Origin of the sequence: Geodermatophilus sp. CPCC 205761 (assembly GCF_051383655.1) — a bacterium.
Classification (GTDB): Bacteria; Actinomycetota; Actinomycetes; order Mycobacteriales; family Geodermatophilaceae; genus Geodermatophilus.
This window is the reverse complement of record NZ_JALPKQ010000005.1, coordinates 38,563-62,447: the sequence shown is the minus strand read 5'-3', so window position 1 is coordinate 62,447 and position 23,885 is coordinate 38,563. Positions and strand designations below refer to the sequence as shown.

Here is a 23,885-nt window from a genome sequence, read left to right as displayed (position 1 = left end):
TCGTGGCGAGATCGCGCGACCTGGCCGCGGTGGGCCGGTGCGGGAGAATGGGGTCATGCGTTTCCTGGGCGGCACCCGGCCGGCGACCGAGCTCACCTACGCCGACGTCTTCATGGTGCCCAACCACTCCACCGTCGGATCACGGCTCGAGGTCGACCTGACCACGCCGGACGGGGTGGGCACGACCATCCCCGTCGTCGTGGCCAACATGACGGCGATCTCCGGCCGGCGGATGGCCGAGACCGTCGCCCGCCGTGGCGGCCTGGCGGTGCTGCCGCAGGACATCCCGGTGGACGTCGTCGGCGAGGTCGTCGCGTGGCTCAAGCAGCGGCACCCCGTCTACGACACCCCCATCACGCTGACGCCGACGTCCACCGTGGCCGAGGCGCTCTCGCTCATGTACAAGCGGGCGCACGGGGTGGTGGTGGTCGTGGAGGCCGGCCGCCCGGTCGGCATCGTCACCGACGGCGCCTGCCAGGGGGTGGACCGGTTCAGCCAGCTGGCGCAGGTGATGACCGAGCCGCTCACCGTCCCCGCCGGCACCGACCTGCCCAAGATCTTCGACGTCCTGTCCGACGAGCGGGTCAACGCCGCCCCCGTGGTCGAGGGCGACCAGCTGGTCGGCGTCGTCACCCGCAAGGGCGCGCTGCGCTCGGCGCTCTACCAGCCGGCGCTGGACGCGAGCGGCCGGCTGCTCACCTCCGCGGCGGTCGGCATCAACGGCGACGTGGCCGGCAAGGCGGCGGCGCTGCTGGCCTCCGGCGTCGACGTGCTCGTGGTGGACACCGCCCACGGGCACCAGGACAAGGCCGTCGAGGCGGTGCGGGCGACGCGGTCGGTGGCCGGCTCGGCGACGGTGGTCGCCGGCAACGTGGTCACCGCCGAGGGCACGCGGGACCTGATCGAGGCCGGCGCGGACGTCGTCAAGGTCGGCGTCGGGCCGGGCGCGATGTGCACCACGCGGATGATGACCGGCGTCGGCCGGCCGCAGTTCTCCGCCGTCGAGGAGTGCGCCGCCGCCGCCCGCGAGCTGGGCCGGCACGTCTGGGCCGACGGCGGCGTCCGGCACCCGCGCGACGTCGCGCTGGCGCTGGCCGCGGGCGCGGCCACCGTGATGGTCGGCTCCTGGTTCGCCGGCACCTACGAGAGCGCCGGCGACGTCCACGACGACGGCTCCGGCCGGCAGTACAAGGAGTCCTTCGGCATGGCGTCGGCCCGGGCGGTCAAGGCCCGGACGGCGACGCAGACCGGCTTCGAGCGGGCCCGCGCCGGGCTGTTCGAGGAGGGCATCTCGTCGTCGCGGATGTACCTCGACCCGGCCCGCCCCGGCGTCGAGGACCTGATCGACCAGATCGTCGCCGGGGTGCGCTCGTCGTGCACCTACGCCGGCGCCCGCACCGTCGACGAGCTGCACGAGCGGGCCGTCCTGGGGGTGCAGAGCGCGGCCGGCTACGAGGAGGGCCGGCCGCTGCCGACCAGCTGGTGAGGCCCCTCCCGCAGGAGGTCTTCGAGGCGCTGGTCTCCGATGCGCTCGACGCGGTGCCGGCCGAGCTCATGGCGCTGCTCGACAACGTCGTCGTCCTCGTCGAGGACCGCAACGAGGAGGACCCGGAGCTGCTGGGTCTCTACGAGGGCTACGCGCTGACCGAGCGCGGCTGGGAGTACGGCGGGGCGCTGCCCGACCGGATCATGATCTACCGCGAGGCGATCTGCGAGATGTGCTCGACCGCCGAGGAGGTCACCGAGGAGGTCACGATCACCGTCGTCCACGAGATCGCGCACCACTTCGGCATCGGCGAGGACCGCCTGCACGAGCTCGGCTGGGGCTGAACCCGGCGGTTTCCGCGGAAACCGCCGGGTTCGTGCCGGACTCTCCGCGCCGCAAGTCCGGGTCGGGGCGCCGCGTAACGTGAGCGGGCGTGGCGGAGGTGAAGGGCAGCGGGCTGCCGATCAAGATGCTCCACGACCGCATCCTGGTCGCGCTGCGCAGGGAGGACGGCGAGCGGCGGTCCATCGGCGGCATCCTGATCCCGGCGACCGCCCAGGTGGCCAAGCGGCTGGTGTGGGGCGAGGCGCGGGGCGTCGGCGCGAGCGTCCGCCAGGTGAAGGTCGGCGACCAGGTCCTGTTCTCCCCCGAGGACCAGCACGAGGTCGAGGTGCACGGCGAGGAGCTGATCATCCTGCGCGAGCGGGACGTGCACGCCGTCGCGGCCGAGCGGATCGAGGAGTCCACCGGCCTGTACCTCTGACACCGGTCAGTCCCCGGCCCGGGCGTGGCGGGTGATCACCTCGGTCATGTCCTCGAGGAACCGGCGGACGACGGCCAGCTCCTCGGCCGAGTAGGCGTCCATCGCGGCGACCAGGTCGCGGTTGAGCCCGCCGAAGAACTCCGCGCCCGCGGCCATCGCCGTGTCCGACATCTCCAGCACCACCCGGCGGCGGTCGTCGGAGCTGCGCACCCGCCGCACGTGGCCGACCCGCTCCAGCCGGTCGAGCAGCGCGGTCACCGACGCCGAGCTGAGCTCCACCGCCTGGCCGAGGGCGCCCGCGGTCAGGGCCTGCCCCCGGCGGGCCGCGTCCATGATCGTGACCAGGGCCCGGACGTCGGTCCGGCCGAGCCCGTGGATCCCGGCGAAGCGCTGGCCGACGGCGTCGAGCTCCACGGTCAGCCGGCGCAGCAGGAGGGCGATCGACTGACGCGCCGAGCCGGTGTCGTCGCCCATGCCGCCTCCCCGTTTGTCCGACCCGCACCACTCGCCTAATCTCTCGATCGTCGAGATTATCGCCGATCGAGAGACGATGTCATGTCCCGGCTGCGCTGGCTCCTCTCCGCCCTCGTCCTGCTCGTCTGGCTCGGCGGCGCGGGTCCGCTGTCCGTCCTCGGCGGGCAGCTGACCTCGCTGCAGGAGAACGACACCGCCGCCTTCCTGCCCGACAGCGCGGAGTCCACCCGCGTGGCGGAGCTCCAGCGGGAGTTCGCGCCGACCCAGGCGATCCCGGCCATCCTGCTGTGGGAGAGCGCCGGCGGCCCGCTGGACCCGGCCGCGCTGGCAACGGTCGCCGAGCGGGTCGAGGCGGCGACCGGCGTGGCCGAGGACGCCGACGCCCTGGCCGGGCAGCCCTCACCACCCATCCCGTCGGAGGACGGGGAGGCGGTGCAGGTCGTCCTGCCGCTCACCCCGGACCTCGGCGACGAGCTCGTGACCGTCGTCGGCGACCTGCGCGAGGTCATCGCCGTCGACGGCACCGACTCCTTCGTCACCGGCCCGGGCGGCATCTTCGCCGACTTCGCCAACGGGTTCGCCGGGATCGACGGGCTGCTGCTGGCGGCCGCGTTCGGCGTCGTCCTGCTCATCCTGCTCGTCGTCTACCGCAGCCCCCTGCTGCCGTTCCTCGTCATCGGGACGGCGGGGCTGGCGCTGACCGCGGCCAACGCGGTCGCCTACCTGCTGGCCGACGCCGGCGCCATCACCGTCAACGGCCAGAGCCAGGGCATCGCGGCGATCCTGGTGGTCGGCGCGGCCACCGACTACGGCCTGCTGCTGGTCGCCCGCTTCCGCGAGGAGCTGCGGCACGAGCGGTCGAAGTACACCGCCATGCGCACCGCGCTGCGCCGGTCGTGGGAGCCGATCGTGGCCTCCGGGGCCACCGTCGTCCTCGGGGTGCTGTGCCTGCTCTTCTCCGACCTCGCGTCCAACCGCGGCCTCGGGCCGATCTCGGCGGTGAGCGTCACCCTGGCGGTCGTCGCCGCGCTGACCTTCCTGCCCGCGGCGCTGGTGCTGCTCGGACGGGCCGCCTTCTGGCCGTTCCGCCCGCAGTTCGGCGTGGACGCGCTAGAGGGCCGCGGCTGGCAGCGGGTGGCCGCCCTGGTCGGCCGGCGGCCGCGCCGGGTGCTCGCGATCAGCACGCTGGCGCTGGTCGCGGCGGCGGTGTTCGCCCCGACCTACGACGCCTCGGGCATCACCTTCTCCGACGCCATCCGGGGCGAGTCGAACGGCGTCGACGGCCAGGAGGCGCTGGCCCGCCACTTCGACGCCGGCTCCGGCAGCCCCACCGTGATCGTCACGCCCGAGGCGAGCTGGCCGCAGGTCGCCGAGGCGGCCGCGGCCACCGACGGCGTGGCCGCCGTCGTGCCGTTCACCGGGGCCGGCGGGCCGCCCCAGCCGGGCGCGCCGCCCGTGGTCGTGGACGGGCTGGTCCGGCTCGACGCCACCCTCGCCGTCGCGGCCGACAGCGTCGAGGCGATCGACGTCGTCCAGGAGCTGCGCACGACCCTCGACGCGGCCGACACCGCGGCGCTGGTCGGCGGCGACACGGCCAGCAACCTCGACGCCCGGGAGACCGCGGCCCGGGACCTGCGGGTCATCGTGCCGAGCGTGCTCGCCGTCATCACCGTCGTCCTGGCGCTGCTGCTGCGGGCGCTGGTCGCCCCGCTGCTGCTCATGGCGACGGTGGTCCTCAGCGTGGCGGCGACCGTGGGCGTGGCCGCGCTGCTGTTCGACAGCGTGTTCGGCTTCCCCGGCAGCGACCCCGGCATCCTGCTCATCGGGTTCGTGTTCCTCGTCGCCCTGGGGATCGACTACAACATCTTCCTCATGACCCGGGCCCGGGAGGAGTCGCTCCGGCACGGCACCCGGGACGGCGTGCTGCGGGCCCTCGCGGTCACCGGCGGGGTCATCACCAGCGCCGGGATGGTGCTCGCCGCGACGTTCGGCGCGCTGTCGGTGCTGCCGCTGCTGTTCCTGACCCAGCTGGCGTTCCTGGTCGGCTTCGGCGTCCTGCTCGACACCTTCGTCGTCCGGTCGCTGGTGGTCCCCTCCGCGGTGCACGTGCTGGGCGACCGCACCTGGTGGCCGAGCCGGCTCGCGAGGGCCCCCAGCCGAGTTGATCATCGTGAGGTGGCGGCCGGACACGCAGGCGAGGGCAGCCACCCGACGATGGTCACCTAGCGGCAGGCTGGACGAGTGGAGTCGCTGCGCATCGCGGTCCTGGGTCCCGGCGGGGTCGGCGGCCTGCTCGGCACGCTGCTGGTCCGGCAGGGGCACGCGGTCACCTGCGTGGCCCGGCCGGAGACCGCCGCCACCATCGAGCGGCACGGACTTCGGCTGGTCAGCGACCGGTACGGCGAGCTGACCGCGCCGGCGCACGGGGCCGAGCGGCTGACCGAGCCGGTCGACGTCTGCCTGGTCACGCCCAAGGCGACCCAGCTGGCGGCCGCGCTGGACCGCCTGCCCCCGGACGTGGTGGGGACGGCGCTGCTCGTGCCCCTGCTCAACGGGCTGGAGCACATGGCCCTGCTGCGCGAGCGCTACCCCGCCGGCCGCGTCGTCGCCGGCGCGATCCGCGTGGTGGCCAGCCGGACGGCGCCGGGCGTGGTGCGGCACGAGGGGTCGCTCGCCGCCGTCCAGCTCACCCCGGGCGCGGAGGTGCTGGCCGACGCGCTCACCGGGGCCGGGCTCGACGTCACCGTCCGCCCCGACGAGGCCGGCCTGCTGTGGGACAAGCTGTCCTTCCTCGCCCCGGTCGCGCTGCTCACCACCGCCCTCGGCGCGCCGCTGGGCGCCGTCCGGGAGCAGCGCGGCGACGACCTCCGGGCCCTGGTCGAGGAGGTCGCGTCGGTGGCACGGGCCGACGGCGCCGAGGCGGACGCCGCCGCCACCCTGGCGTTCATGGCGACGGTGCCCGCCGGCATGACCTCGTCGATGCAGCGCGACGCGGCCGCGGGCACCGAGACCGAGCTGGAGGCGATCGGCGGCGCGGTGCTGCGGGCCGCCGAACGGCACGGCCTCGACGTCCCGGTGACCCGGCGGATCGTGACGGAGCTGCGCTCCCGGCTGTCGCCACCTCCCCGTTGATCATGGGCTCGTTGCCGGGAACTCGCGCGGACCCGCCGCGCGCAGCCGCCACGTCCCCATGATCAACGGCGGCGGGGGCACCTGACCGCCTGACACTCAGGCGCGGCCCTCGCGCACCCGTCGCAGCCAGTCGCCGGCCTCGGCGAACGCGGGGTCGGTCGCCGTCGCGGGCACCGGCTTGCTCTCCCGGCCGTCGGCCCGCGGATAGGAGCCGAGGAAGCGGACGTCGTCGCAGACCCGGTGCAGCGCGGCCAGCGCCTCGCCCACCCGGGCGTCGGCGGCGTGGCCCTCGCAGTCCAGGGCGAAGGAGTAGACGCCGAGCCGCTCGCGGGTCGGCCGGGACTCGATGCGGGTCAGGCTGATCCCGCGGACGGCGAACTCCTGCAGCAGTTCCAGGAGCGCGCCGGTCCGGTCGCTGACCACCGCGACCAGCGAGGTCTTGTCGTCACCGGTCGGCTCGGGCAGCGGCCCGGGCGGGCTGACCAGGACGAACCGGGTCTCCGCGCCCGGGTGGTCGGCGATGTCCTCGACGAGCGCCGCCAGTCCGTACCGCTCGGCGGCGATCGGGGCGCAGACCGCGGCGTCGAGACCGCCCTCGGCCACCTGCCGGGCGGCCTCCGCGGTGGACGTCGCCGGGAGCGGGGGGACGCCGGGCAGCAGCCCGGCCAGCCGGCGGGCGGTCTGGGCGAGGGCGTGCGGGTGGCTCCCGACCGACCGGACGTCGGGCAGCGCGGTGCCCGGCCGGACGGCGAGCACGAACGCCACCGGCATGAAGACCTCGCGACGGATGAGCAGCGGGTCACCGTCGGCCAGCCCGTCCATGGTCGCGGGCACGGAGCCCTCGACCGAGTTCTCCAGGGGCACGAGGGCGGCGTCGGCGTCCCCGGAGCGGACGGCGGCCAGCGCGGCGGCGACGCTCGGCGCCGGCTGCCGGGAGTCCCCCGAGGGGGCGACGAGCCGGTTCAGGGCCGCTTCGGCGAAGGTACCCTCGGGCCCGAGATAGGCGAACCGCGTCGGGGGCTTCGCAGGCATTCGACGAGGGTATGCGGTCGGGTCGGAGCGGGACGCTCCCCCCGGGGAGCTGCCCATCCCGGGCCGGACGGGCCGGGACCACCGCCGTTGGAGGGATGCGTGACCCCGGGCCCGGACCGCACCCGCGACGACGACCTCGACGAGGCGCTCTGGCGGCTCCTGGCGGCCAGCGACCGGGACGACCCGACGGCCTTCACCACCGAGCACGACCGGGCCGAGGCCGCACTCGCCGCCTCTCCCGATCCGCACTGGACCGCCTGGCGGCACGCGCTGGCCGCCCGCCGCGGGCTGGTCGACGGCGACCGGGAGGCCACCGCGGAGGCGGTGGCCGGCGCGCGGGAGGCCCTCGGCCGCTGCCGGCCCGGCCCGCGGACCGCGCTGACCCTGGCCTACCTCGCCCACGTCGAGGTCACCGCCGACCACTTCGACGCCGCGATGCTGCTGGCCATCGACGCCAGCCTGCTCACCGAGCTGCCCACCGCGGACGGGCCGTCGCGGGAGCTGCACCAGGCCCACCTCTGGCTGTCGCTGACCCTCGCCGCGCTCGACCTCGAGGAACTGGCGGTCGCGCAGGCGCTGCAGGGGAACCGGGTCGCGGCCCGGCTGCCCGGCCTGGCGGAGCAGTGGCGGCTGCTCCAGCTGTGCGCCCAGCAGCACGCCGAGCTGGCCCAGACGCTGGCCCGACGCGGATCGGCCGAGCGCGCCCACGAGCTGGCCGCGGCCGCGATCGAGTCCGCCGAGGCCGCCCGGGAGCTGGGCTGGGAGCCCGAGCCGAGCGAGCAGGACCTGCTCGACGTCGTCCAGGCCTGGGCGATGTCCTGCCACGGCGACCTGGACGACGCCCTCGGGCCGATGCGCCGGGCGCACCGGCGGATCCACCGCGACGGCGGCATGTGGCTGCGCGGGTACGCCGACCTGGTGCTGGCCCGGCTGCTCACCCGGCTGGCGCAGGTGGAGGCCGGCGGCGGGCACGACCAGGAGGCCACCGACCTCATGGTGGACGCCGCGGGGGCCTTCGCCGCCACCGGCGACCGGCGGCGCTACCGGCAGTGCCTGCTGGAGCTCGGCCAGAGCACCGCGGCGATGGGGCGCCCCGCCGAGGCCCTGCACTGGCTGGAGGCCTACCGCACCGACACCGGGCGGGCGCACGCCCGCGGCCGGGAGCTGTGGGCGGAGATGTTCATCCGGCGCAGCCGGCTGCGGGAGGCGGAGCGGCAGGCCGCCGTCCTCCGCCGGCACGCGATGGAGGACTCCCTCACCGGCCTGGGCAACCGGCGCAGCGCCGAGCGGCGGCTGGGCAGCATGCGGCTGGGCGAGGAGCCGGTGTCGCTGGCCGTCGTCGACATCGACCGGTTCAAGGAGGTCAACGACGACACGTCGCACTCGCACGGCGACGAGGTGCTGCGCCGGGTCGCCGGCCTGCTGATCGAGCACAGCCGGACCGGCGACGAGGTGTACCGGTGGGCCGGGGACGAGTTCCTCGTCGTCCTCCCGACGGCCACCGAGCAGCAGGCGCTGGCCGCCATGGAGCGGCTGCGCGCCGCCGTGGCCGACGCCGACTGGGGCGACCTGCACCTGCCCGAGTCGGTCACCGTGAGCATCGGGGTGGCCACCGCACCGGCGACCGCCGAGCCGGACGGCTGGCGCTCGCTGTTCGACACCGCCGACCTGTACCTGTTCTCCGCCAAGCGGGGCGGCCGCAACCGGGTCCGCGCGCCCGGCGGCGAGGGCGCGAGCGAGTCGTCCGCGAAGGGAGCGGCGCCGTGATGCGGCCGGCCGGATGGGACGGCTGTGACGAAACGGACGACCCCGATCACACCCTGCGGCGCGCCTCCGGTCCGGTGCTCGACACCGACCAGGACGCCGTGCACAGTGCGCTCGTGCCACCCGGAGCCCTGCACCAACGGGTGACCTCTGCTCTGGCCAACTGGCAGCTCGACGACGCCGAGGAACTGCTCGCCGACGTCGAGAACGACCCCTCGCCCTACGCTCGGCCCGCCGGCACCGGCGAGGACGCTCCCGCGGGCCTCGGCCGGGCCTGGGCCGACACGCTGCGCGCCGAGCTGCTGGTGCGCCGGCTGCGCAAGGCCGGCTTCACCCTGGTCGGCGACCCGGTGGAACCCCCGCACGGCACCGGCTCCCCGCCGGCCCTCGACCTGCACGCCGGGGTCGCCGGGCTCCTCGACGGCTCGGTACCCGGAGCCGAGGACGGCGACCCGCGCTCGGAGTCTGCCTCGCGAGCGGCGCTGGCGATCGCGCTGGTGCGCTCGGCCAAGGCCGCCTTCGACGCCACCGACGACGACCTGCAGCGCGCCGCGGGCCTGGCCCGCCACGCCCGCATCGAGCTGCTCTCCCGCCGCATCGACGCCGCGATGGACGAGGCGGTCGAGGCGGCCAGCCTGCTCGACCCGGGGCTGCCGCCGTCGACGCTGCTGGTCGACACCCTCGGCACGCTCGCCGGCGTGCTCGCCGACCTCGAGCTCATGCCGCTGGCGCTGGACTACCAGCGCCGCGCCCACGAGACCGCCGTGGCCGCCGCCGCGACCCCCGGTGCCCTGACCGACGAGGACGAGGCCCCCGACCTGATCGTCGCCGGCACGGCGACCCACCTCGGTGAGCTGTGCGCCGAGCTGGGTGAGGGGCTGCTCGACGACGGCGTCCCGGAGTCGGCGCTGCCGCACTTCGCCGAGGCCCGCCAGCTGGCCGAGCACGCGCTGGCCCTGCTCTCCCCGGAGGCCCCCACGGCCGTCGTGGCCGCCCAGGTGGTGCACGGGTGGGCGCTCGTGGGGCTGGGCCAGCACACCGCGGCCGCCGGGCCGCTGCGCGCCGCCGTCCGGGTCACCTCGGAGTCCGGCGACGGGATGCTGCTCGCCGCCGCGCTGCTGGCCCTCGGCCGCGCGCTGCGCCGCCAGGGCGACGGCCGTGGCGCCGACGAGCAGCTGGCCACCGCCCTGGCGGTCGCCACCGAGCACGGCCTGCCCCGGTTGCGCCGCGCCGCGCTGCGCGAGCTGTGCACCCTGCACTCGGAGCTGGACGACGCCGGCCGGGCGCTCCCCTACCTGCAGGCCTACCTCGCCGACGAGCTCGACCGCGTCGACGAGCGGCGCACCCGCTGGGTGGAGCTGTTCGGCCGGCGCAAGAGCCTGCTGGAGACCGAGCGCGCCGCCGGCCAGCTGCGCCGGCAGGCCTACGAGGACCCGCTCACCCACCTGCCCAACCGGCGCTACGCGGAGGCGCGGCTGGACGGGCTGCTCTCCTCCGGCGCGGCGCCCGCGCTGGCGGTGGTCGACGTCGACCGCTTCAAGGAGGTCAACGACACCGCCGGGCACCCCACCGGCGACGCCGTCCTGCGCACGGTCGCCGAGCTGCTCATCGCCGGGGTCCGCGACACCGACGAGGTGTGCCGCTGGGCCGGCGACGAGTTCGTCATCCTGCTGCCCGACACCACCGCCGAGCAGGCCGAGCGGGCGCTGGAGCGCACCCGGCGCGCGGTCGCCGAGCACGACTGGGCCGGGCTCGGGGTCGACCTGCCCGTGACGATCAGCGTGGGCATCGCCTCGGCCACCCGGGGCGACGACCGGCGCACCCTGTTCGCCGCCGCGGACGGGGTGCTCTACGACGCCAAGCGCAGCGGCCGCAACCGCGTCGTCCGGCTGTCGGCGGTCACCCAGACCCGCGCCGGGAGCAGCCCGCTGGACGCGCTGTTCGGCCCGCCGAAGCGGCCTGCGACGGCTGTGACGGACGGGTCCGGTGGGGACGACACGGGTGCCGTCGCGTCCCGGGACGGCGCCGTCGTCGCCCCTAGGGTCGTTGCCGTGCAGCCTTCCCCGCTGGACGACCCGGCCGGCGACCCCGGCGGTTTCGCTCCCCTCCTCGTCGAGCCCGCCGACCCGCCGCTCGGGCTGGGCAGCCCGGCCGAGCCCGCCCTCGGTCCGGTGCCGGCCGCCGCCGTCGCGGCCTCGGTCCCGGCCTCGGTCCCGGCCGAGCCCGCTGCGCCCGCCGCGGTGCGCCCGCCGGCCCCGGCCGAGCCCGACGTCATCTGGGCCACCGGCCGCAGCACCGAGCAGGTGCTGACGCTGGTCCGCGCGGCGCGCCGGGAGTTCCCCGACCGGCCCGCCGTGGTGGTGCGCGCCACCGCCGAGACCCTCGTCGCACTGGCCAGCGAGCACGACGCCTACACGACCGTGGACGCCGCGGCGATGTCGGCGGCCGTCGGCCCGCTGCCCGATCCGGCCGGCCGGATCGGCGTGCTCTGCGGCGCCGGCGGCGACCTGCCGGTGGCCGCCGAGGCCGCGTTCGCCGCGCGGGTCACCGGCACCGAGGTTGTGCGGGTCGACGACGTCGGTGGCAGCCGGATCCGCCCGCTGCTGACCGACCGCTCTCTGCTGGACGACGTCGACTGCCTGGTCGTCGTCGCCGGGCTGGACGCCTCGCTGGCCGGGCTGGTCGGCGCGATGACCGACGTCCCGATCGTCGCCGTCCCCACCTCGACCGGGCAGCCCGGCTCGTTCGGCGGCTTCAGCGCGCTGCTGACGATGCTCAACTCGGCGTCGCCGGGGGTCGTGGTCAGCAACATCGACAACGGCCACGCCGCCGGGGTGTTCGCCGCCCGCATCGCCCGGAGAACCCGCCGCTGAGCCCCGTCCCCGGTTGATCGTCGCCGCGTGCGTGGGCGCTACGGCGGGTCGGGCAGCCACCCGCCGATGATCAACCCGGGCGGGACGCGGGGCATGATCCCCGGGTGACCACCATCGGCTGGCTGGACCTGGCGGCGGGGGCCAGCGGGGACCTGCTGCTCGGCGCGCTGGTGGACGCCGGGGTGCCGCTGGAGGTGCCCGCGGCCGCCGTGGCCGCCCTGCCGGTCGAGCCCGTCGAGCTGACGACCGAGCAGGTCAGCCGGCACGGCCTGGGCGCCACCCGCGTGCACGTGCACGCGCCCCCGTCGACCGAGCACCGCACCTGGGCCGACGTGCGCACCCTGCTCGCCGGTGCGGACCTGGCGCCGGCGGTGCGGGACGGCGCGCTCGCCGTCTTCGAGCGGCTGGCCCGCGCCGAGGGCCGGGTGCACCGCGTTCCGCCGGAGGAGGTGCACTTCCACGAGGTCGGTGCGCTGGACGCGCTCGCCGACGTGGTCGGGGTGGTGGCCGCGTTCGAGCACCTCGGCCTGGACCGGCTCGCCGCCTCCCCGGTCGCGCTGGGCAGCGGCTCGGCGCGCAGCGCGCACGGCGTGGTGCCCGTCCCCGCGCCCGCGGTGCTCGAACTGCTCGCCGGGGTGCCGGTGCACGCCGGCCCGGTGCCGGCGGAGGCGTGCACGCCCACCGGCGCAGCGCTGCTGGCCGCCCGCGTCGACGAGTGGACGACGCTCCCGCCGATGCGGGTGAGCCGGGTCGGCGTCGGCGCCGGCGCGCGGGACCCGGAGCAGTTGCCCAACGTCGTCCGCCTGGTGCTGGGCGAGCCGGCCCAGCCCGCGCCCGCGTCGCAGGTCGTGCTGGAGGCCAACGTCGACGACCTCGACCCGCGGCTGTGGCCCGGCGTCATCGAGGCGCTGCTGGCCGCCGGCGCCGCGGACGCCTGGCTGACCCCGATCCTCATGAAGAAGGGCCGCCCCGCGCACACGGTGTCGGCGCTGTGCCCGCCGGGCACCGCGGCCGCGGTGCAGGCGGCGGTGTTCGCGACGACGTCGACGATCGGGCTGCGCGTGACGCCGGTGGGCAAGGTGGCGCTGGAGCGGACCAGCGCGGTGGTGGCGGTGCTCGACGGCACGGTCGGGGTGAAGCTCGCGGTCGCCGACGGGCGGCTGGTCAACGTGAGCGTGGAGTACGAGGACGTGGCCGCCCTCGCCCGCGACCGGGGGCTGCCGGTCAAGGAGGTGCTGCGGGCGGCCACCGCCGCCGCGGAGGCGGCCTACCCGTCGGTCTGAGCCGGCAGGCGGCTGCGCAGGCCCGCCGCCACCACCGGGACGACGGCCAGGACGACGACCGCGATCCCGCTCAGCCCGCCGACCGCCCACGCGGCGAACACCGGCAGCGACGCCAGCTCCACGCCCAGCCCCGCGACCGAGGTCACCGTCGCCCGGTGCGGTCCGGTGATCCGGTGCTGCAGCCGGGCCTCGCCGACCACGAGCACCGCGATGTAGAGGCCGTAGGCGACGCTCAGCGCGAGCAGCGCCGCCGGCCGGGCCCAGACCGCCGCCACGAACAGGAGCAGCCCGGCGACCACCAGCAGCGCGGGGAGCGCGCGATCGGGCAGCCGCTCGGCCCGGCCGGCCAGCGCCCCGCCGAGCGCCCCGGCCAGCGCGGTGGCCAGCACCGCGAACGGGACGGCGGCCGTGGGGACGCCCCAGTCGGCGGCGAGCACCGGGAAGTACTCCTCGACCGCGTCCAGACCGCCGAGCAGCGCGACGGCGAGCACGGTCAGCCGCAGGCCCGGACGGCGCAGCGCCTCGGTGACCCCCTGCCGCAGCGGGACGTCGTCCTCGCCGTCGTCCGCCGCGACGTGCCGGGCCTCCGGGAACCGCAGGGCGAGCGCGGCGGCGGCCAGGCACACGCCCACGCTGGCCCAGCCGACCGCCGCGTACCCGCCGACGGCGAACAGCGCGCTGGCCGCGATCGCGGTCGGCAGCTGGACCAGCAGCTCGGCGGCGGTCATCCAGCCGTTGACGCGGGCGTAGGTCGCCTCCGCGCCCACCGCGGCCAGGCCGTCGTACACCAGCGCCTCGGCCGCGCCCGAGACGAGGGAGGAGGCCACGCCCCAGACGACGAAGCCGACGGCGAAGCTCCACACCGCGGGGGCCGCCGTCCACACGACGAAGCCCGCCGCCTGCAGCGCGCCACCGAGCACCACGACGCCGCGCCGGGACCAGCGGTCGGCCAGGATGCCGGCGGGCACCTCGGTGAGCAGGCCGGTCACCGACCACACCGCGAACAGCAGCGAGATCTGGGCGCCGGACAGGCCGGTGTCGAGGAAGAGCAGCGCGTAGAGCGGGTAGTAGGGCACCAGCTCCGACAGCGCGGCCCAGCCGACCGCCAGCCGGGTCAGGGACCGGGCCGCGGGCGGCGAGCTGTTCGGGGACGGGCGTCAACGGAACGGCATGGCCGGACGGTAGCGAGCGCGCCCTCCCGGCGCACCCGGATTCCGCCCGGCTACCGTGGGAGCCGAGAACTGCGCACCCGCCCGGCGGTGCCGAGCGGAAGAGAGTGCCCGTGCTGTCCCTGACGGTCGTCGCGACCGCGTTCGCCCTCGTGCTGCCGGTCGAGCTGCCCGACAAGACCCTCTTCGCCAGCCTGGTCCTCGCCACCCGGTTCGCCCCGCTGCCGGTCTTCGTCGGCGTCGGGACGGCGTTCGGCCTGCAGGTGGCGATCGCGGTCACCGCCGGCAGCCTGCTCTCGCTGCTGCCGGAGGCGCTGGTCAGCGGCGTCGTGGCCGTGCTCTTCCTCGTGGGTGCGGTGCTGCTGTGGCGCAGCGCGTCCAGCGGCCCCGAGGACGCCGGGGAGGCCGCCGCGGCCCGCGAGCAGACCTCGTTCCTGCGGGCGGCCGCGATCAGCTTCGGCGTCCTGTTCGCCGCTGAGTGGGGGGACCTCTCGCAGCTGGCCACCGCCGGCCTGGCCGCCCGGCTCGACGACCCGTTCTCGGTCTTCGCCGGCGCCTGGGCGGCCCTGCTGACCGTGTCGGCGCTCGCGGTCTTCCTCGGCGCGAAGCTGGCCGACCGGCTGCCGGTGGCGCTGATCAGGCGGCTGGCCGCGCTCCTGTTCCTCGTGTTCGCCGTCGTGGCGGTCGTCGAGACCGTGCGTACGCTGAGCGGCTGACCCCTCCGGGGGACACCGGGGACCGCTGCCTCAACCGGTGACCCGGGGACGTCGTTGCGGTGCCGGACGGCCAGTTCGGCCGGCGAGTCAGGAGGACGCGGGAACCGTGGCACGCGGGGAGCTCGACGAGCGCCGGACCGCGCTGTTGCACGAGTTCGACGTCCTCGGCGTGCGCAGCGACCCCGAGATCGACGGCGTCGTCCGGGTCGCCGCCGCGCTCACCGGGATGCCGTACGCCGCCGTCGACCTGCTGGGCGACGAGGTCCACCCGCTGTCCCCGCACGGGGTCGTCGACCCCCTGTCGCCCCCCGAGGCCCCGCTCAGCGCGATCGTCGCCGCGTGGGACCCGGGCGTGCACGCCATCGCCGACCTGTCCCGCGATCCGCGCTTCGCCGCCAACCCGTGGGTCGACGGCCGCCTGGGCCGGCTGCGCGCCTACGCCGGCGCCCACCTGGTGGTCGACGGCACCACGGTCGGGACGCTGTCGGTGCTCGACGACCGGCCGCACGAGCTGGACCAGGACACCTGCGACCGGCTGGCCGACCTGGCCGGGGTCGTCGTCGGCGTCTTCGAGCGGCGGCGGGCGCACCTCCAGCTGGCCGACACGGCCGCCGCCGAGGTCGTGGCCCGGCGCGAGGCCGAGGCGGCGCACGCCGAACTGGCCCACTCCGAGGCCTTCACCCGCGCCCTGCTCGAGGCCCTGCCGGTCGGGGTGGTCGCCGCCGACGCACACGGCCGGGTCAGCCTGTTCAACGGGGTGAGCCGGGACTGGCACGGGGTGGACGCCCGGCCGGAGGTCGAGCCGGGCGACCTGGCGTCGGTCTTCTCCCTGACCGACCCGGACGGCCGGACGCTCGAGCCGCACGAGGTGCCGCTCACCCGCGCCTACCGCGAGGGCCGGATCACCGACGTCGAGATCCGGATCTCCCCGGCGGGTGGTCCCAGCCGGCTGGTCCGCAGCTCCGGGTGCCAGGTGCGCGGTGCGGACGGCGAGCTGCTCGGCGCGGTCGTCGCCCTGGCCGACGTCACCGCCCAGCGCGAGCTCGAGGAACGGCTGCGCGCCGCCGCTCTGCACGACCCCCTCACCGGGCTGCCCAACCGCAGCCTGCTGATCGACCGGCTCGAGCAGTTCCTGCGGGCCGGTCGGCGCACCCGGGACTCCCTCGCCGTCCTGTTCTGCGACCTCGACGGCTTCAAGCCGGTCAACGACGCCGCCGGGCACGCCGTCGGCGACGAGGTGCTCGTGCAGGCCGTCCGGCGGCTGCAGGCCGCGGTGCGCCCCGGGGACACCGTCGCGCGGATCGGCGGCGACGAGTTCGTGGTGCTCTGCCCGGGGGTCGCGGCCGAGCCGGACGCCCAGGCCGTCGCCGACCGGGTGACCGAGGCGTTCGGCTCACCGCTCGTCGACGGGAGCGGCACCCCGCACCGGGTCGGCGTCAGCGTCGGCGTCGCGCTCTGTTCTCCCGACGACACCCCGGACACCGTCCTGGCCGCGGCCGACGCCGCGATGTACCGGGTCAAGGGCCGCCGGCGGCTGGCCCGGCGCGCTCACCTGGCGGCGGCGGGTCCAGCAGCGCCAGCCGGCTGACCAGCGCGCGCACCTGGCCGTCGAGGTCGGGCGACGCCGCCCCCGTGGCCCGCAGCGTCACCACCCCGTGCAGCGCCGTCCAGACGAGGACGGCGTCCCCGTGGGCGTCCCGGCCGGCCGAGCGCCCGGCCTCCTGGCAGGCGGCGACGGCGGCGACGAGGACGTCGAAGGCCCCCTGCCCGCCGGGGACCTGCCGCCGCTGGAACATCGCGCGGTACCGCGCGGGGGCGGCCAGGCCGGCCCGCACGTAGGCGCGGCACCCGGCCACCAGCCGCTCGACCGGGTCGTCGACGCCGGCGACCGCCTCGGCGATCGCACCCCGCAGGGCCAGGAAGCCCTCCTCGAGGACGGCGTCGAGCAGCGCCGCCAGGTCGGCGAAGTGGCCGTACACGGCGGGGGCGGTGACCCCCGCCTCGCGCGCGACCGCCCGCAGCGTGACCGACTCGACCGAGCCGGTCCGCTCCAGCAGGTGGGCGGCGGCGGCGACCAGGTCGGTGCGGAGACGTCCGGCGGTCCGAGGGGGCACGACCACACTTTACATGCGTTTAGGTCTCGGTCTATCGTGGCTTTACAGTCGTTTAGTCCCCTCGGAGGTCACCGTGCCCGTCATCCCCGACCTGCCCTGGACCGCTCCCCGGACCGGTCCCGGCCCGGGCGTCGTCGTCGTCACTCGCCTGCAGCTGCGCCGGCTGCGGGACGTGCCCGCCTTCCTCCGCGCCTCGCTGGCCATCCGCCGGCAGGTCGGGGACTCGCCCGGCGCGCGGTCGCTGGTGCTGCGCGCGCAGCCGCTGGCCCGCACCTTCACGACGGTCTCGTGGTGGGACGACGCGGCCGCCGTCGCCGCCTTCGCCCGCGCCGAGCCGCACCGCGGCGCGATGCGGCGCTGGCACCCGCGGCTCGAGGACTTCGCCAACACGACGCACGCGGGCACCGAGGGCGTCGTCCCGACGGTGGACCGGCCGACCGGCCAGGCGGTGTGACCGGCCTCAGCGCAGCGTCGGGATCCAGTCGGCCAGCGCCCGGCCCATCTCGTGCGGCGAGTCCTCGGGCACGAAGTGCGCCCCGGGCACGGTCACCTCGGTGAGCGCCGCCCACTTGCGCACGAACGCCCGCTGCCGGCCGACGAGGAGGAACCCCGGGTCGGCGTTCAGGAACAGCTTCGGGACGTCGCTGGTGCGCAGCCACTGCCCGTAGCGGGACACCACGTCCCGGACCCGTGGCGGCACGTTCTCCAGGGGGATCTGCCGCGGCCACTCCAGGGTCGGCCAGCGGTCCTCGGGAGCGGCGAACGGCTGCCGGTACCGGTCGAGCGCCTCCGGGCTCAGCCCGCGGGCGACCGAGGCGGGGAGCAGTCGCTCGACGAAGACGTTCTTCTCCAGCACCGCCGCCCCGCCGTCCGGGCCGCGCATCGTGCGGAAGATCGTGCGCGACTGCGCCGGCCAGTCCGCCCAGGTGAGCGGCGTGACCAGCGCCTCGGTGAAGGCCAGGCCGCGGACAGCGCCGGGGTGCCGGTGCGCCCAGGCGAAGCCGAGCGCCGACCCCCAGTCGTGCAGCACGAAGGTGACCCGGTCGGTCGCGCCGACCTGCTCGAGGAAGCGCTCGATGAACGAGGCGTGCGCGGAGAAGGAGTAGGTGCCCGGGCCGGGCGCCGGCAGCTTGTCCGACTCGCCCATGCCGATGAGGTCGGGCGCGAGGCAGCGACCCAGGTGCCGCACGTGCGGGATGACGTTGCGCCACAGGTAGGACGACGTGGGGTTGCCGTGCAGGAAGACGATCGGGTCGCCCTCGCCGGTCTCGACGTAGGCCATCTCGACGTTGCCGTCGGCCCGCCGGTCCACCCGGACGCGCTTGCGGGGGAAGGGGTCCTCGGGCGAGACGTCGTCGGCCATGGCTGCGATCCTCACCCATCGCCCGGGGCGGCACCCCTCCAGGACCGGGCGGCCGCCTCGATCCGCTCCCGGCGGGCCGCCCACTCCTCCGGGCTGCGCTCCGGGAGGTTCGGGGTGGCCGCGGTCATGCCCGCCGAGCCGTCGATCAGCTCCCGGACCACGTCGGCGTGGCCGGCGTGGCGGGCGACCTCGACCGCCAGGTGCACCAGGACCCGGTGCAGCGTCGGGTACCGCCGCTCCTCCGGCCACCACGCCACCTCGCCGCGGGCGTCGAGCGGCAGCGCCTCGATCGTGGCGTCGGCGTGCTCGGCGGAGAACCGGTACAGCTCGACGATCGCCTCCCGCGTCTCGCCGGCGGCGGCCCACAGGTCGTCGTCCTCCGCGGCGCCCTCGGCGTCCCACGGGTAGGGGCGCCCGGCCGGCCGGCCGAAGACGTCGCCGAGGTAGCCCAGCTGCACGTACGCCACGTGCTTGACCAGGCCGAGCAGGTTGGTGCCGGTGGGGGTCATCGGCCGGCGGACGTCGGAGTCGGAGAGCCCGTCGAGTTTGCCGAGCAGGTCCTCCCGGCGCTGGCGCAGGTACCGGTGCAGCGTCTCCTTCTCGTCCACGGCCTCCACCTTCGCGCACGGCGGTGAGATCGCGCTTGACCCTGACGCGACGTCAGGCTGTGCACTCGTCCCCGTCAGAGAGGAGGAGACGCGTGAACGTGGGAGAGGTGGCCGCCCTGGCCGGGGTCACGGTGCGCACGCTGCACCACTACGACCGGATCGGGCTGCTGTCGCCGTCCGGGCGGACCGGGTCGGGCTACCGGCAGTACTCGCCGGCCGACCTGGACCGGCTGCACCAGGTGCTGCTCTACCGCGAGCTCGGCTTCCCCCTCGAGGAGGTCGCGACCCTGCTGGACGACCCGTCCGCCGATCCCGCCGAGCACCTGCGCCGCCAGCACCGGCTGCTGCGGGACCGGCTGGAGCGCACGCAGGCGATGGTCGCGGCCGTGGAGAAGGAGATGGAGGCGAGAGCGATGGGGATCTCACTGACCCCCGAGGAGCGGTTCGAGGTGTTCGGCGAGCACGACCCGGCGCAGTACGAGGCCGAGACCGAGGAGCGCTGGGGCGGGACCGAGGCCTACGCGGAGTCGAAGCGGAGGACCGCGGCGTACGCCAAGGACGACTGGGTGCGGATCAAGGCCGAGATGGAGGACATCGGCACCCGCTTCGTCCGGGCGATGCAGTCCGGCGTCCCGGCCGACTCGGCCGAGGCCATGGACATCGCCGAGGCGCACCGTCAGCAGATCAGCCGGGACTTCTACGAGTGCACGCCCGAGATCCAGGCGGGCCTCGGCCGGATGTACGTCGAGGACGAGCGGTTCGCCGCGACGTACGAGCGGATGGCTCCCGGGCTGGCGCAGTACGTCAGCACCGCGACCCAGGCCAACGCCGCCCGCCAGGGCGCCTGACGCCCGTGGGGGCAGAAATGGCCATTTCTGCCCCCACGGGTCCTTCCTCAGGGGACGCGGATGAGCAGCTCGCCGTGCAGCATGCCCAGCCAGCCGTCGTCGGCGGCCGCCCAGCGCCGCCACGCCGCGGCGAGCTCCTCGAGACCGCCCGGCGTGGCCAGCCCGTAGGACACCGCCTGCTCGGCGAACGACGACGCGGTGGCCCGGCCGGCCCACGAGGCTCCCCACCACTCGCGCTCGGCCGGGGTGGCGAAGCACCAGGAGCTGGTGGTGGCGGTGACGTCGCGCAGCCCGGCGGCGTGCGCCCAGGACAGCAGCCGCCGCCCGGCGTCCGGCTCGCTGCCGTTGCGCCGGTGCACCTGCCGGTACAGCTCCAGCCAGCGGTCCAGGCCGTCGTCCGCGGGGAACCAGGACACCACTCCGTAGTCGACGTCCCGGACGGCGACCAGCCCACCCGGCCGGCACACCCGGGCCATCTCCCGCAGCGCGGCGACCGGCTCGGTCAGGTGCTGGAGCACCTGGTGGGCGTGGACGACGTCGTAGGAGTCGTCGGCCGCCTCGAGCGCGTAGACGTCGCCGACCGCGAACTCCACCGGGACGCCGGCCCGCTCGGCGGCCGCCCGCGCCTCGTCGAGCGGGGCGGGCGCGACGTCCAGCCCGAGCACCCGCCCGGGCGCCACGCGGGCGGCGAGGTCGACGGTGATCGTGCCCGGGCCGCAGCCCACGTCGAGCAGGTCGAGCCCCGGGCGCAGGTGCGGCAGCAGGTAGCCGGCCGAGTTCTCGGCCGTCCGCCAGCGGTGGGACTGCAGGACCGGCTCGGCGTGCCCGTGCGTGTAGGTGTCCACGCCGACAGCCTCCACCCCTGCGCCCACACAGTGGAACCACCTTCCCACTGCATGAGACGGGTCAGAGCTCCTCGGCGAGGATGCGCTCGGCCGGCGGGACGGCCCGCTCCCGGTCGGCCGGCACCAGACCCACCCGCACCCGCCGGTCGAGCAGGTCGGCGACGGTCCGCGCGCCCTCGGCCCGGACGGCGAACCGCAGCTCCCCCACCGTCTCCGGCCGGCCCTCCACCAGCGGCTCGGCGCCCAGCGCGGCCACTACCGGCGCCTCGGTGCCGTACCGCTCCACCAGCCGGCGCGGAGCCTCGACCCGCTCCAGGGCGACCCGCGGTGCGGCACCCACCAGGGGCAGCCGCGGGGTGCTGGTCCGCCGAGCGCCCGAGCCCAGCCGGCCCACGACCGCGTCAACGGCCTCCTCCGCCATCGCACGGTAGGTGGTCAGCTTGCCCCCGACGACGGTGAGCACCGAGCCGTCCCACCGCAGCAGGTGCCTGCGGGACAGGTCGGCGGTGGCGTCGCCCGGGCCGGCGCCGGCCGAGGCGGGCAGCACCAGCGGCCGCAGCCCCGCGTAGCAGCCGACGACGTCGGTGCGGGTCGGCGGCGCGGTGAGCACCTGGTTGACGGTGTCGAGCAGCTGCTGCACCTCGGCGTCGCTGGGCACCGGGTCCTCGTCGGGGACCGGACCGGGCACCGGCTCGTCGGTCAGCCCCAGGTACACCAGCCCGCCGGGCTGCGGCAGCGCGAAGACGTAGCGGGAGCGCGAGCCGCGCAGCGGCACGGTCAGCGCCGCGGCCGGCGACCCCAGCCGCTCGGCCGGGACGACCAGGTGCGACCCGCGGGAGGGCACCAACCGGATCCCGGGGGCCAGGTGCTGCGCCCAGACCCCCGTCGCGTTCACGACGACGCCCGCGCGCAGGGTCAGCGCCTCGCCGTCGTCCATCTCGACGTGCACGTCGGCGCCGTCGACGGCGCGCACCGCCGCCCCGGTCAGCACCCGCGCACCCGACGCCGCCGCGGTGCGGGCCAGCGCCACGACCAGCCGGGCGTCGTCGATCAGCTGGCCGTCCCAGAAGACGACGCCGCCGCGCCGGCCGCGCACGCCCGGGGTCAGCCGGGCCACCTCGGCCGCGCCGACGCGCCGCGTGCCCGGCAGCGACCGCCGGCCACCGCCCACCGAGGCGCGGACGGCGTCCCCCAGCCGCCCGCCCACCCCGGCCAGCGCGCTGGCCGTGCGGCCGGCGACGTCCGGGACGAGGAACGGCAGCGGCCGGACCAGATGCGGCGCCGTCGCCCCCATGAGGACGGCGCGCTCGCGGGCGCTCTCCCGCGCCAGCCCGAGCTCGCCGTGCGCCAGGTAGCGCAGGCCCCCGTGCACCAGCTTCGACGACCAGCGGCTGGTGCCCGAGGCGAGGTCGGCCCGTTCGAGGAGGACGACCGAGAGGCCGCGCGAGGCGGCGTCCAGGGCCACGCCGGCGCCGGTCACCCCGCCGCCGACCACCACCACGTCGACCCGGCCCCCGGCGACGACGTCGAGGTCAGCGACCCGGCGGGCCGGGGACAGCGCGCCGGCACCGGCACCGTCGGAGGGACCCGCAGCCGGCACCCGGCAGACTGTAGCCGTGCCCGAACAGCCCCGACTGACCATCCAGGGCTGGGGTCGACCCACCAGCCCGCGCGACGCGACGGTGACCGGCGGGCGGGAGGGGGACGACGGCACCCTGGAGCTCGCGCCGTTCCCCGATCTCGCCGAGGTGCTGCCCAAGGCGGCCCGCCGGCACCTGACCAAGGAGCTCGGCTGGACGCAGCGGCCCACCCCGCCGGTGCCGGTGTCGGAGATCCGGCTGGCGCCCTCCCGGCTGGCAGAGGACTGCCGGCAGCGCCTGGGCGAGCTGCTCGGCGAGGAGCACGTCCGGACCGACCGGGCCAGCCGGCTGGAGCACGCCGGCGGCAAGAGCTACCTGGACCTGCTGCGCCGGCGGGAGGGTGACGCCTCCGACGCCCCCGACGCGGTGGTCACCCCCGGCAGCACCGAGGAGACCGCCGCGCTGCTGGCGCTGTGCAGCGAGCTGGGCGTGGTCGTGGTGCCGTTCGGCGGCGGCACCAGCGTCGTCGGCGGCCTGTCGGGGGTCGACGCCGACGACCGGCCGTCGGTCTCGGTCGACCTGGGCCGGATGGCGTCGGTGCGGTCGGTCGACGTTCCGTCGTCCCTGGTGACCGTCGGTCCCGGGATGCGCGGCCCGGCGCTCGAGCAGCGCCTGGAACGGGACGGGCTCACCCTCGGCCACCTGCCGCAGAGCTGGGAGTTCGCCACGCTCGGCGGCTACGCGGCCACCCGCTCGGCCGGGCAGGCCTCCACGGGGGTCGGCCGCTTCGACGACCTGGTCGCCGGCCTCACGCTGGCCACGCCGTCCGGGGTGCTCGAGCTGGGCCACCCGCCGGCCTCGGCTGCCGGCCCTGACCTGCTCAGCCTGGCGCTCGGCTCCGAGGGGGCGCTCGGCATCATCACCGAACTGCGGCTGCGGGTACGGCCCCGGCCGCGGACCCGGGACTACGAGGGCTGGTCGTTCCGGTCGTGGGCGGCCGGGCTGGCCGGGCTGCAACGGCTGGCGCGGCACGACCTGCTGCCCGACGTCGTCCGCCTCTCCGACCCCGACGAGACCCGCGCCAACCTGCTCATGGCCTCCGGGCCGGGGGCGCGGGCGCTGCGCGGCGCGCTGCGGGCGCGGCGGCGCAGCGGCGGATGCCTGCTCGTCGTCGGCTGGGAGGGGCTGCCGCCGCTCGTCCGGGCCCGGCGGCGGGCGGCCGCGTCGGTGCTGCGGGAGTCACGGGCGGCGCGGGTCGGCTCACGGGTCGGCGAGTCGTGGCGCAAGCACCGGTTCGGCGCCCCCTACCTGCGGGACTCGCTCATGGACGCCGGCCTGCTGGTCGAGACCCTGGAGACGGCGGCCACCTGGACGGCGCTGCCCGCGGTCTACGACGCCGTCCGCGGAGCGCTGCAGGAGTCGCTCGGCCGCCGCGGGCGGACGCCGCTGGTCATGAGCCACGTGTCGCACGGCTACCCGACCGGCGCCTCGCTGTACGTCACCGTCCTCGCCGACCGCGACGACGACCTGCCCATCCAGCAGTGGCTGCTGGCCAAGCGGGCCGCGACCGACGCCCTGGTCGCCGCCGGCGGCACGCTCACCCACCACCACGCGGTCGGTGCGGACCATCGCCCCTGGCTGGAGCGCGAGATCGGCCCGCTCGGCGTCGACGTGCTGCGGGCGGTCAAGCAGCGGCTGGACCCGCGGGGCATCTGCAACCCCGGCGTCCTGCTCCCCGACTGACAGCGGACCACCCCTTCCCCCCACGCCTCGCACGCTCGGCGCGGGACCCTGGAGGGTGGCCGTTCCAGTACGTCACCAGCCTCGGGGCGGTG

Annotated in this window: 21 protein-coding genes; 13 read left to right on the top strand and 8 right to left on the bottom strand. The window is 76.4% G+C overall.

The genetic code is table 11. The features are described 5' to 3' along the window. Positions 1-55 precede the first annotated feature (55 nt). The 3 genes from MY526_RS04360 (at position 56) to MY526_RS04350 (ending at position 2,249) form a co-directional block, all read left to right on the top strand. The gene (locus MY526_RS04360; RefSeq protein ID WP_436703319.1) at positions 56-1,486 is read left to right on the top strand and encodes a GuaB1 family IMP dehydrogenase-related protein; all 1,431 of its coding nucleotides are present in this window, start codon (positions 56-58) and stop codon (positions 1,484-1,486) included. Continuing rightward, positions 1,483-1,830: a metallopeptidase family protein gene (locus MY526_RS04355; RefSeq protein WP_436691051.1), complete on the top strand. Its 348-nt coding sequence runs from the start codon at positions 1,483-1,485 to the stop codon at positions 1,828-1,830. Before MY526_RS04360 ends, MY526_RS04355 begins: the two co-directional genes overlap by 4 nt. Positions 1,831-1,919: 89 nt before the next feature. Continuing rightward, complete coding sequence (locus MY526_RS04350; protein WP_436691053.1) at positions 1,920-2,249, top strand: GroES family chaperonin; 330 nt, start codon at positions 1,920-1,922, stop codon at positions 2,247-2,249. A gap of 6 nt (positions 2,250-2,255) precedes the next feature. On the opposite strand, the gene MY526_RS04345 is transcribed toward MY526_RS04350, so the two are convergent. Further along, the gene (locus MY526_RS04345) at positions 2,256-2,723 is read right to left on the bottom strand and encodes a MarR family winged helix-turn-helix transcriptional regulator (protein ID WP_436703318.1); all 468 of its coding nucleotides are present in this window, start codon (positions 2,721-2,723) and stop codon (positions 2,256-2,258) included. Positions 2,724-2,804: 81 nt separating this feature from the next. Here MY526_RS04345 and MY526_RS04340 point away from each other — a divergent pair, with 81 nt between their 5' ends. Further along, positions 2,805-4,949, top strand: a complete 2,145-nt coding sequence (locus MY526_RS04340) for an MMPL family transporter (protein ID WP_436703317.1) — start codon at positions 2,805-2,807, stop codon at positions 4,947-4,949. Positions 4,950-4,964: 15 nt separating this feature from the next. Further along, positions 4,965-5,855 carry a ketopantoate reductase family protein gene (locus MY526_RS04335; protein ID WP_436691059.1) on the top strand — a complete coding sequence of 297 codons (891 nt, stop codon included), beginning with the start codon at positions 4,965-4,967 and terminating at the stop codon, positions 5,853-5,855. A gap of 96 nt (positions 5,856-5,951) precedes the next feature. Here MY526_RS04335 and pheA read toward each other — a convergent pair whose 3' ends face one another. Beyond that, complete coding sequence (gene pheA, locus MY526_RS04330) at positions 5,952-6,887, bottom strand: prephenate dehydratase (RefSeq protein ID WP_436691061.1); 936 nt, start codon at positions 6,885-6,887, stop codon at positions 5,952-5,954. Positions 6,888-6,986: 99 nt separating this feature from the next. On the opposite strand from pheA, the gene MY526_RS04325 reads away from it, so the two are divergent. The 3 genes from MY526_RS04325 to larC all read left to right on the top strand — a co-directional run bounded on the left by MY526_RS04325 (position 6,987) and on the right by larC (position 12,807). After that, positions 6,987-8,654: a diguanylate cyclase gene (locus tag MY526_RS04325; protein ID WP_436703316.1), complete on the top strand. Its 1,668-nt coding sequence runs from the start codon at positions 6,987-6,989 to the stop codon at positions 8,652-8,654. A gap of 113 nt (positions 8,655-8,767) precedes the next feature. After that, positions 8,768-11,524, top strand: a complete 2,757-nt coding sequence (locus tag MY526_RS04320; protein ID WP_436691065.1) for a diguanylate cyclase domain-containing protein — start codon at positions 8,768-8,770, stop codon at positions 11,522-11,524. A 104-nt stretch (positions 11,525-11,628) separates the two neighbouring features. Beyond that, the gene (gene larC / locus MY526_RS04315; RefSeq protein ID WP_436691067.1) at positions 11,629-12,807 is read left to right on the top strand and encodes a nickel pincer cofactor biosynthesis protein LarC; all 1,179 of its coding nucleotides are present in this window, start codon (positions 11,629-11,631) and stop codon (positions 12,805-12,807) included. Here larC and MY526_RS04310 read toward each other — a convergent pair. Next, positions 12,792-13,883, bottom strand: coding sequence for an MFS transporter (locus tag MY526_RS04310; RefSeq protein ID WP_436691069.1), 1,092 nt, complete (start codon positions 13,881-13,883; stop codon positions 12,792-12,794). The genes larC and MY526_RS04310 overlap by 16 nt on opposite strands. A 206-nt stretch (positions 13,884-14,089) precedes the next feature. On the opposite strand from MY526_RS04310, the gene MY526_RS04305 reads away from it, so the two are divergent. Both MY526_RS04305 and MY526_RS04300 read left to right on the top strand, forming a co-directional pair. Beyond that, positions 14,090-14,692, top strand: a complete 603-nt coding sequence (locus MY526_RS04305; protein ID WP_436703315.1) for a TMEM165/GDT1 family protein — start codon at positions 14,090-14,092, stop codon at positions 14,690-14,692. A gap of 106 nt (positions 14,693-14,798) precedes the next feature. Then, the gene (locus MY526_RS04300) at positions 14,799-16,280 is read left to right on the top strand and encodes a diguanylate cyclase domain-containing protein (protein WP_436703314.1); all 1,482 of its coding nucleotides are present in this window, start codon (positions 14,799-14,801) and stop codon (positions 16,278-16,280) included. On the opposite strand, the gene MY526_RS04295 is transcribed toward MY526_RS04300, so the two are convergent. Further along, positions 16,210-16,806 carry a TetR/AcrR family transcriptional regulator gene (locus MY526_RS04295; protein ID WP_436703313.1) on the bottom strand — a complete coding sequence of 199 codons (597 nt, stop codon included), beginning with the start codon at positions 16,804-16,806 and terminating at the stop codon, positions 16,210-16,212. The genes MY526_RS04300 and MY526_RS04295 overlap by 71 nt on opposite strands. 73 nt (positions 16,807-16,879) lie before the next feature. Here MY526_RS04295 and MY526_RS04290 point away from each other — a divergent pair, with 73 nt between their 5' ends. Then, positions 16,880-17,260, top strand: coding sequence for a hypothetical protein (locus MY526_RS04290; RefSeq protein ID WP_436703312.1), 381 nt, complete (start codon positions 16,880-16,882; stop codon positions 17,258-17,260). Between the two features lie 6 nt (positions 17,261-17,266). Here the strand turns inward: MY526_RS04290 and MY526_RS04285 are convergent, their stop codons facing one another. Further along, the gene (locus MY526_RS04285; RefSeq protein WP_436691079.1) at positions 17,267-18,169 is read right to left on the bottom strand and encodes a haloalkane dehalogenase; all 903 of its coding nucleotides are present in this window, start codon (positions 18,167-18,169) and stop codon (positions 17,267-17,269) included. A gap of 11 nt (positions 18,170-18,180) precedes the next feature. Continuing rightward, positions 18,181-18,777: a DinB family protein gene (locus MY526_RS04280; RefSeq protein ID WP_436691081.1), complete on the bottom strand. Its 597-nt coding sequence runs from the start codon at positions 18,775-18,777 to the stop codon at positions 18,181-18,183. Positions 18,778-18,869: 92 nt separating this feature from the next. Here MY526_RS04280 and MY526_RS04275 point away from each other — a divergent pair, with 92 nt between their 5' ends. After that, on the top strand, positions 18,870-19,625 hold the full coding sequence (locus tag MY526_RS04275; RefSeq protein WP_436691083.1) for a MerR family transcriptional regulator: 756 nt from the start codon (positions 18,870-18,872) through the stop codon (positions 19,623-19,625). A gap of 47 nt (positions 19,626-19,672) precedes the next feature. Here MY526_RS04275 and MY526_RS04270 read toward each other — a convergent pair whose 3' ends face one another. Both MY526_RS04270 and MY526_RS04265 read right to left on the bottom strand, forming a co-directional pair. After that, a complete protein-coding gene (locus MY526_RS04270) occupies positions 19,673-20,470 on the bottom strand; it encodes a methyltransferase domain-containing protein (protein WP_436691085.1) in 798 nt (265 codons plus the stop codon). Between the two features lie 61 nt (positions 20,471-20,531). Further along, positions 20,532-22,070 (bottom strand): glycerol-3-phosphate dehydrogenase/oxidase, encoded by a 1,539-nt coding sequence (locus tag MY526_RS04265; protein WP_436703311.1) that lies wholly within the window; start codon positions 22,068-22,070, stop codon positions 20,532-20,534. A 16-nt stretch (positions 22,071-22,086) separates the two neighbouring features. Here MY526_RS04265 and MY526_RS04260 point away from each other — a divergent pair, with 16 nt between their 5' ends. Next, a complete protein-coding gene (locus MY526_RS04260; protein WP_436703310.1) occupies positions 22,087-23,793 on the top strand; it encodes an FAD-binding oxidoreductase in 1,707 nt (568 codons plus the stop codon). Positions 23,794-23,885: the final 92 nt, after the last annotated feature.

Excerpts from the sequence above, each read along its gene's own strand:
- MY526_RS04360 (WP_436703319.1), top strand. The coding sequence starts at position 56 with ATGCGTTTCCTGGGCGGCACCCGGCCGGCGACCGAGCTCACCTACGCC.
- MY526_RS04345 (WP_436703318.1), bottom strand. The coding sequence starts at position 2,723 with ATGGGCGACGACACCGGCTCGGCGCGTCAGTCGATCGCCCTCCTGCTG.
- MY526_RS04340 (WP_436703317.1), top strand. The coding sequence starts at position 2,805 with ATGTCCCGGCTGCGCTGGCTCCTCTCCGCCCTCGTCCTGCTCGTCTGG.
- pheA (WP_436691061.1), bottom strand. The coding sequence starts at position 6,887 with ATGCCTGCGAAGCCCCCGACGCGGTTCGCCTATCTCGGGCCCGAGGGT.
- MY526_RS04285 (WP_436691079.1), bottom strand. The coding sequence starts at position 18,169 with ATGGCCGACGACGTCTCGCCCGAGGACCCCTTCCCCCGCAAGCGCGTC.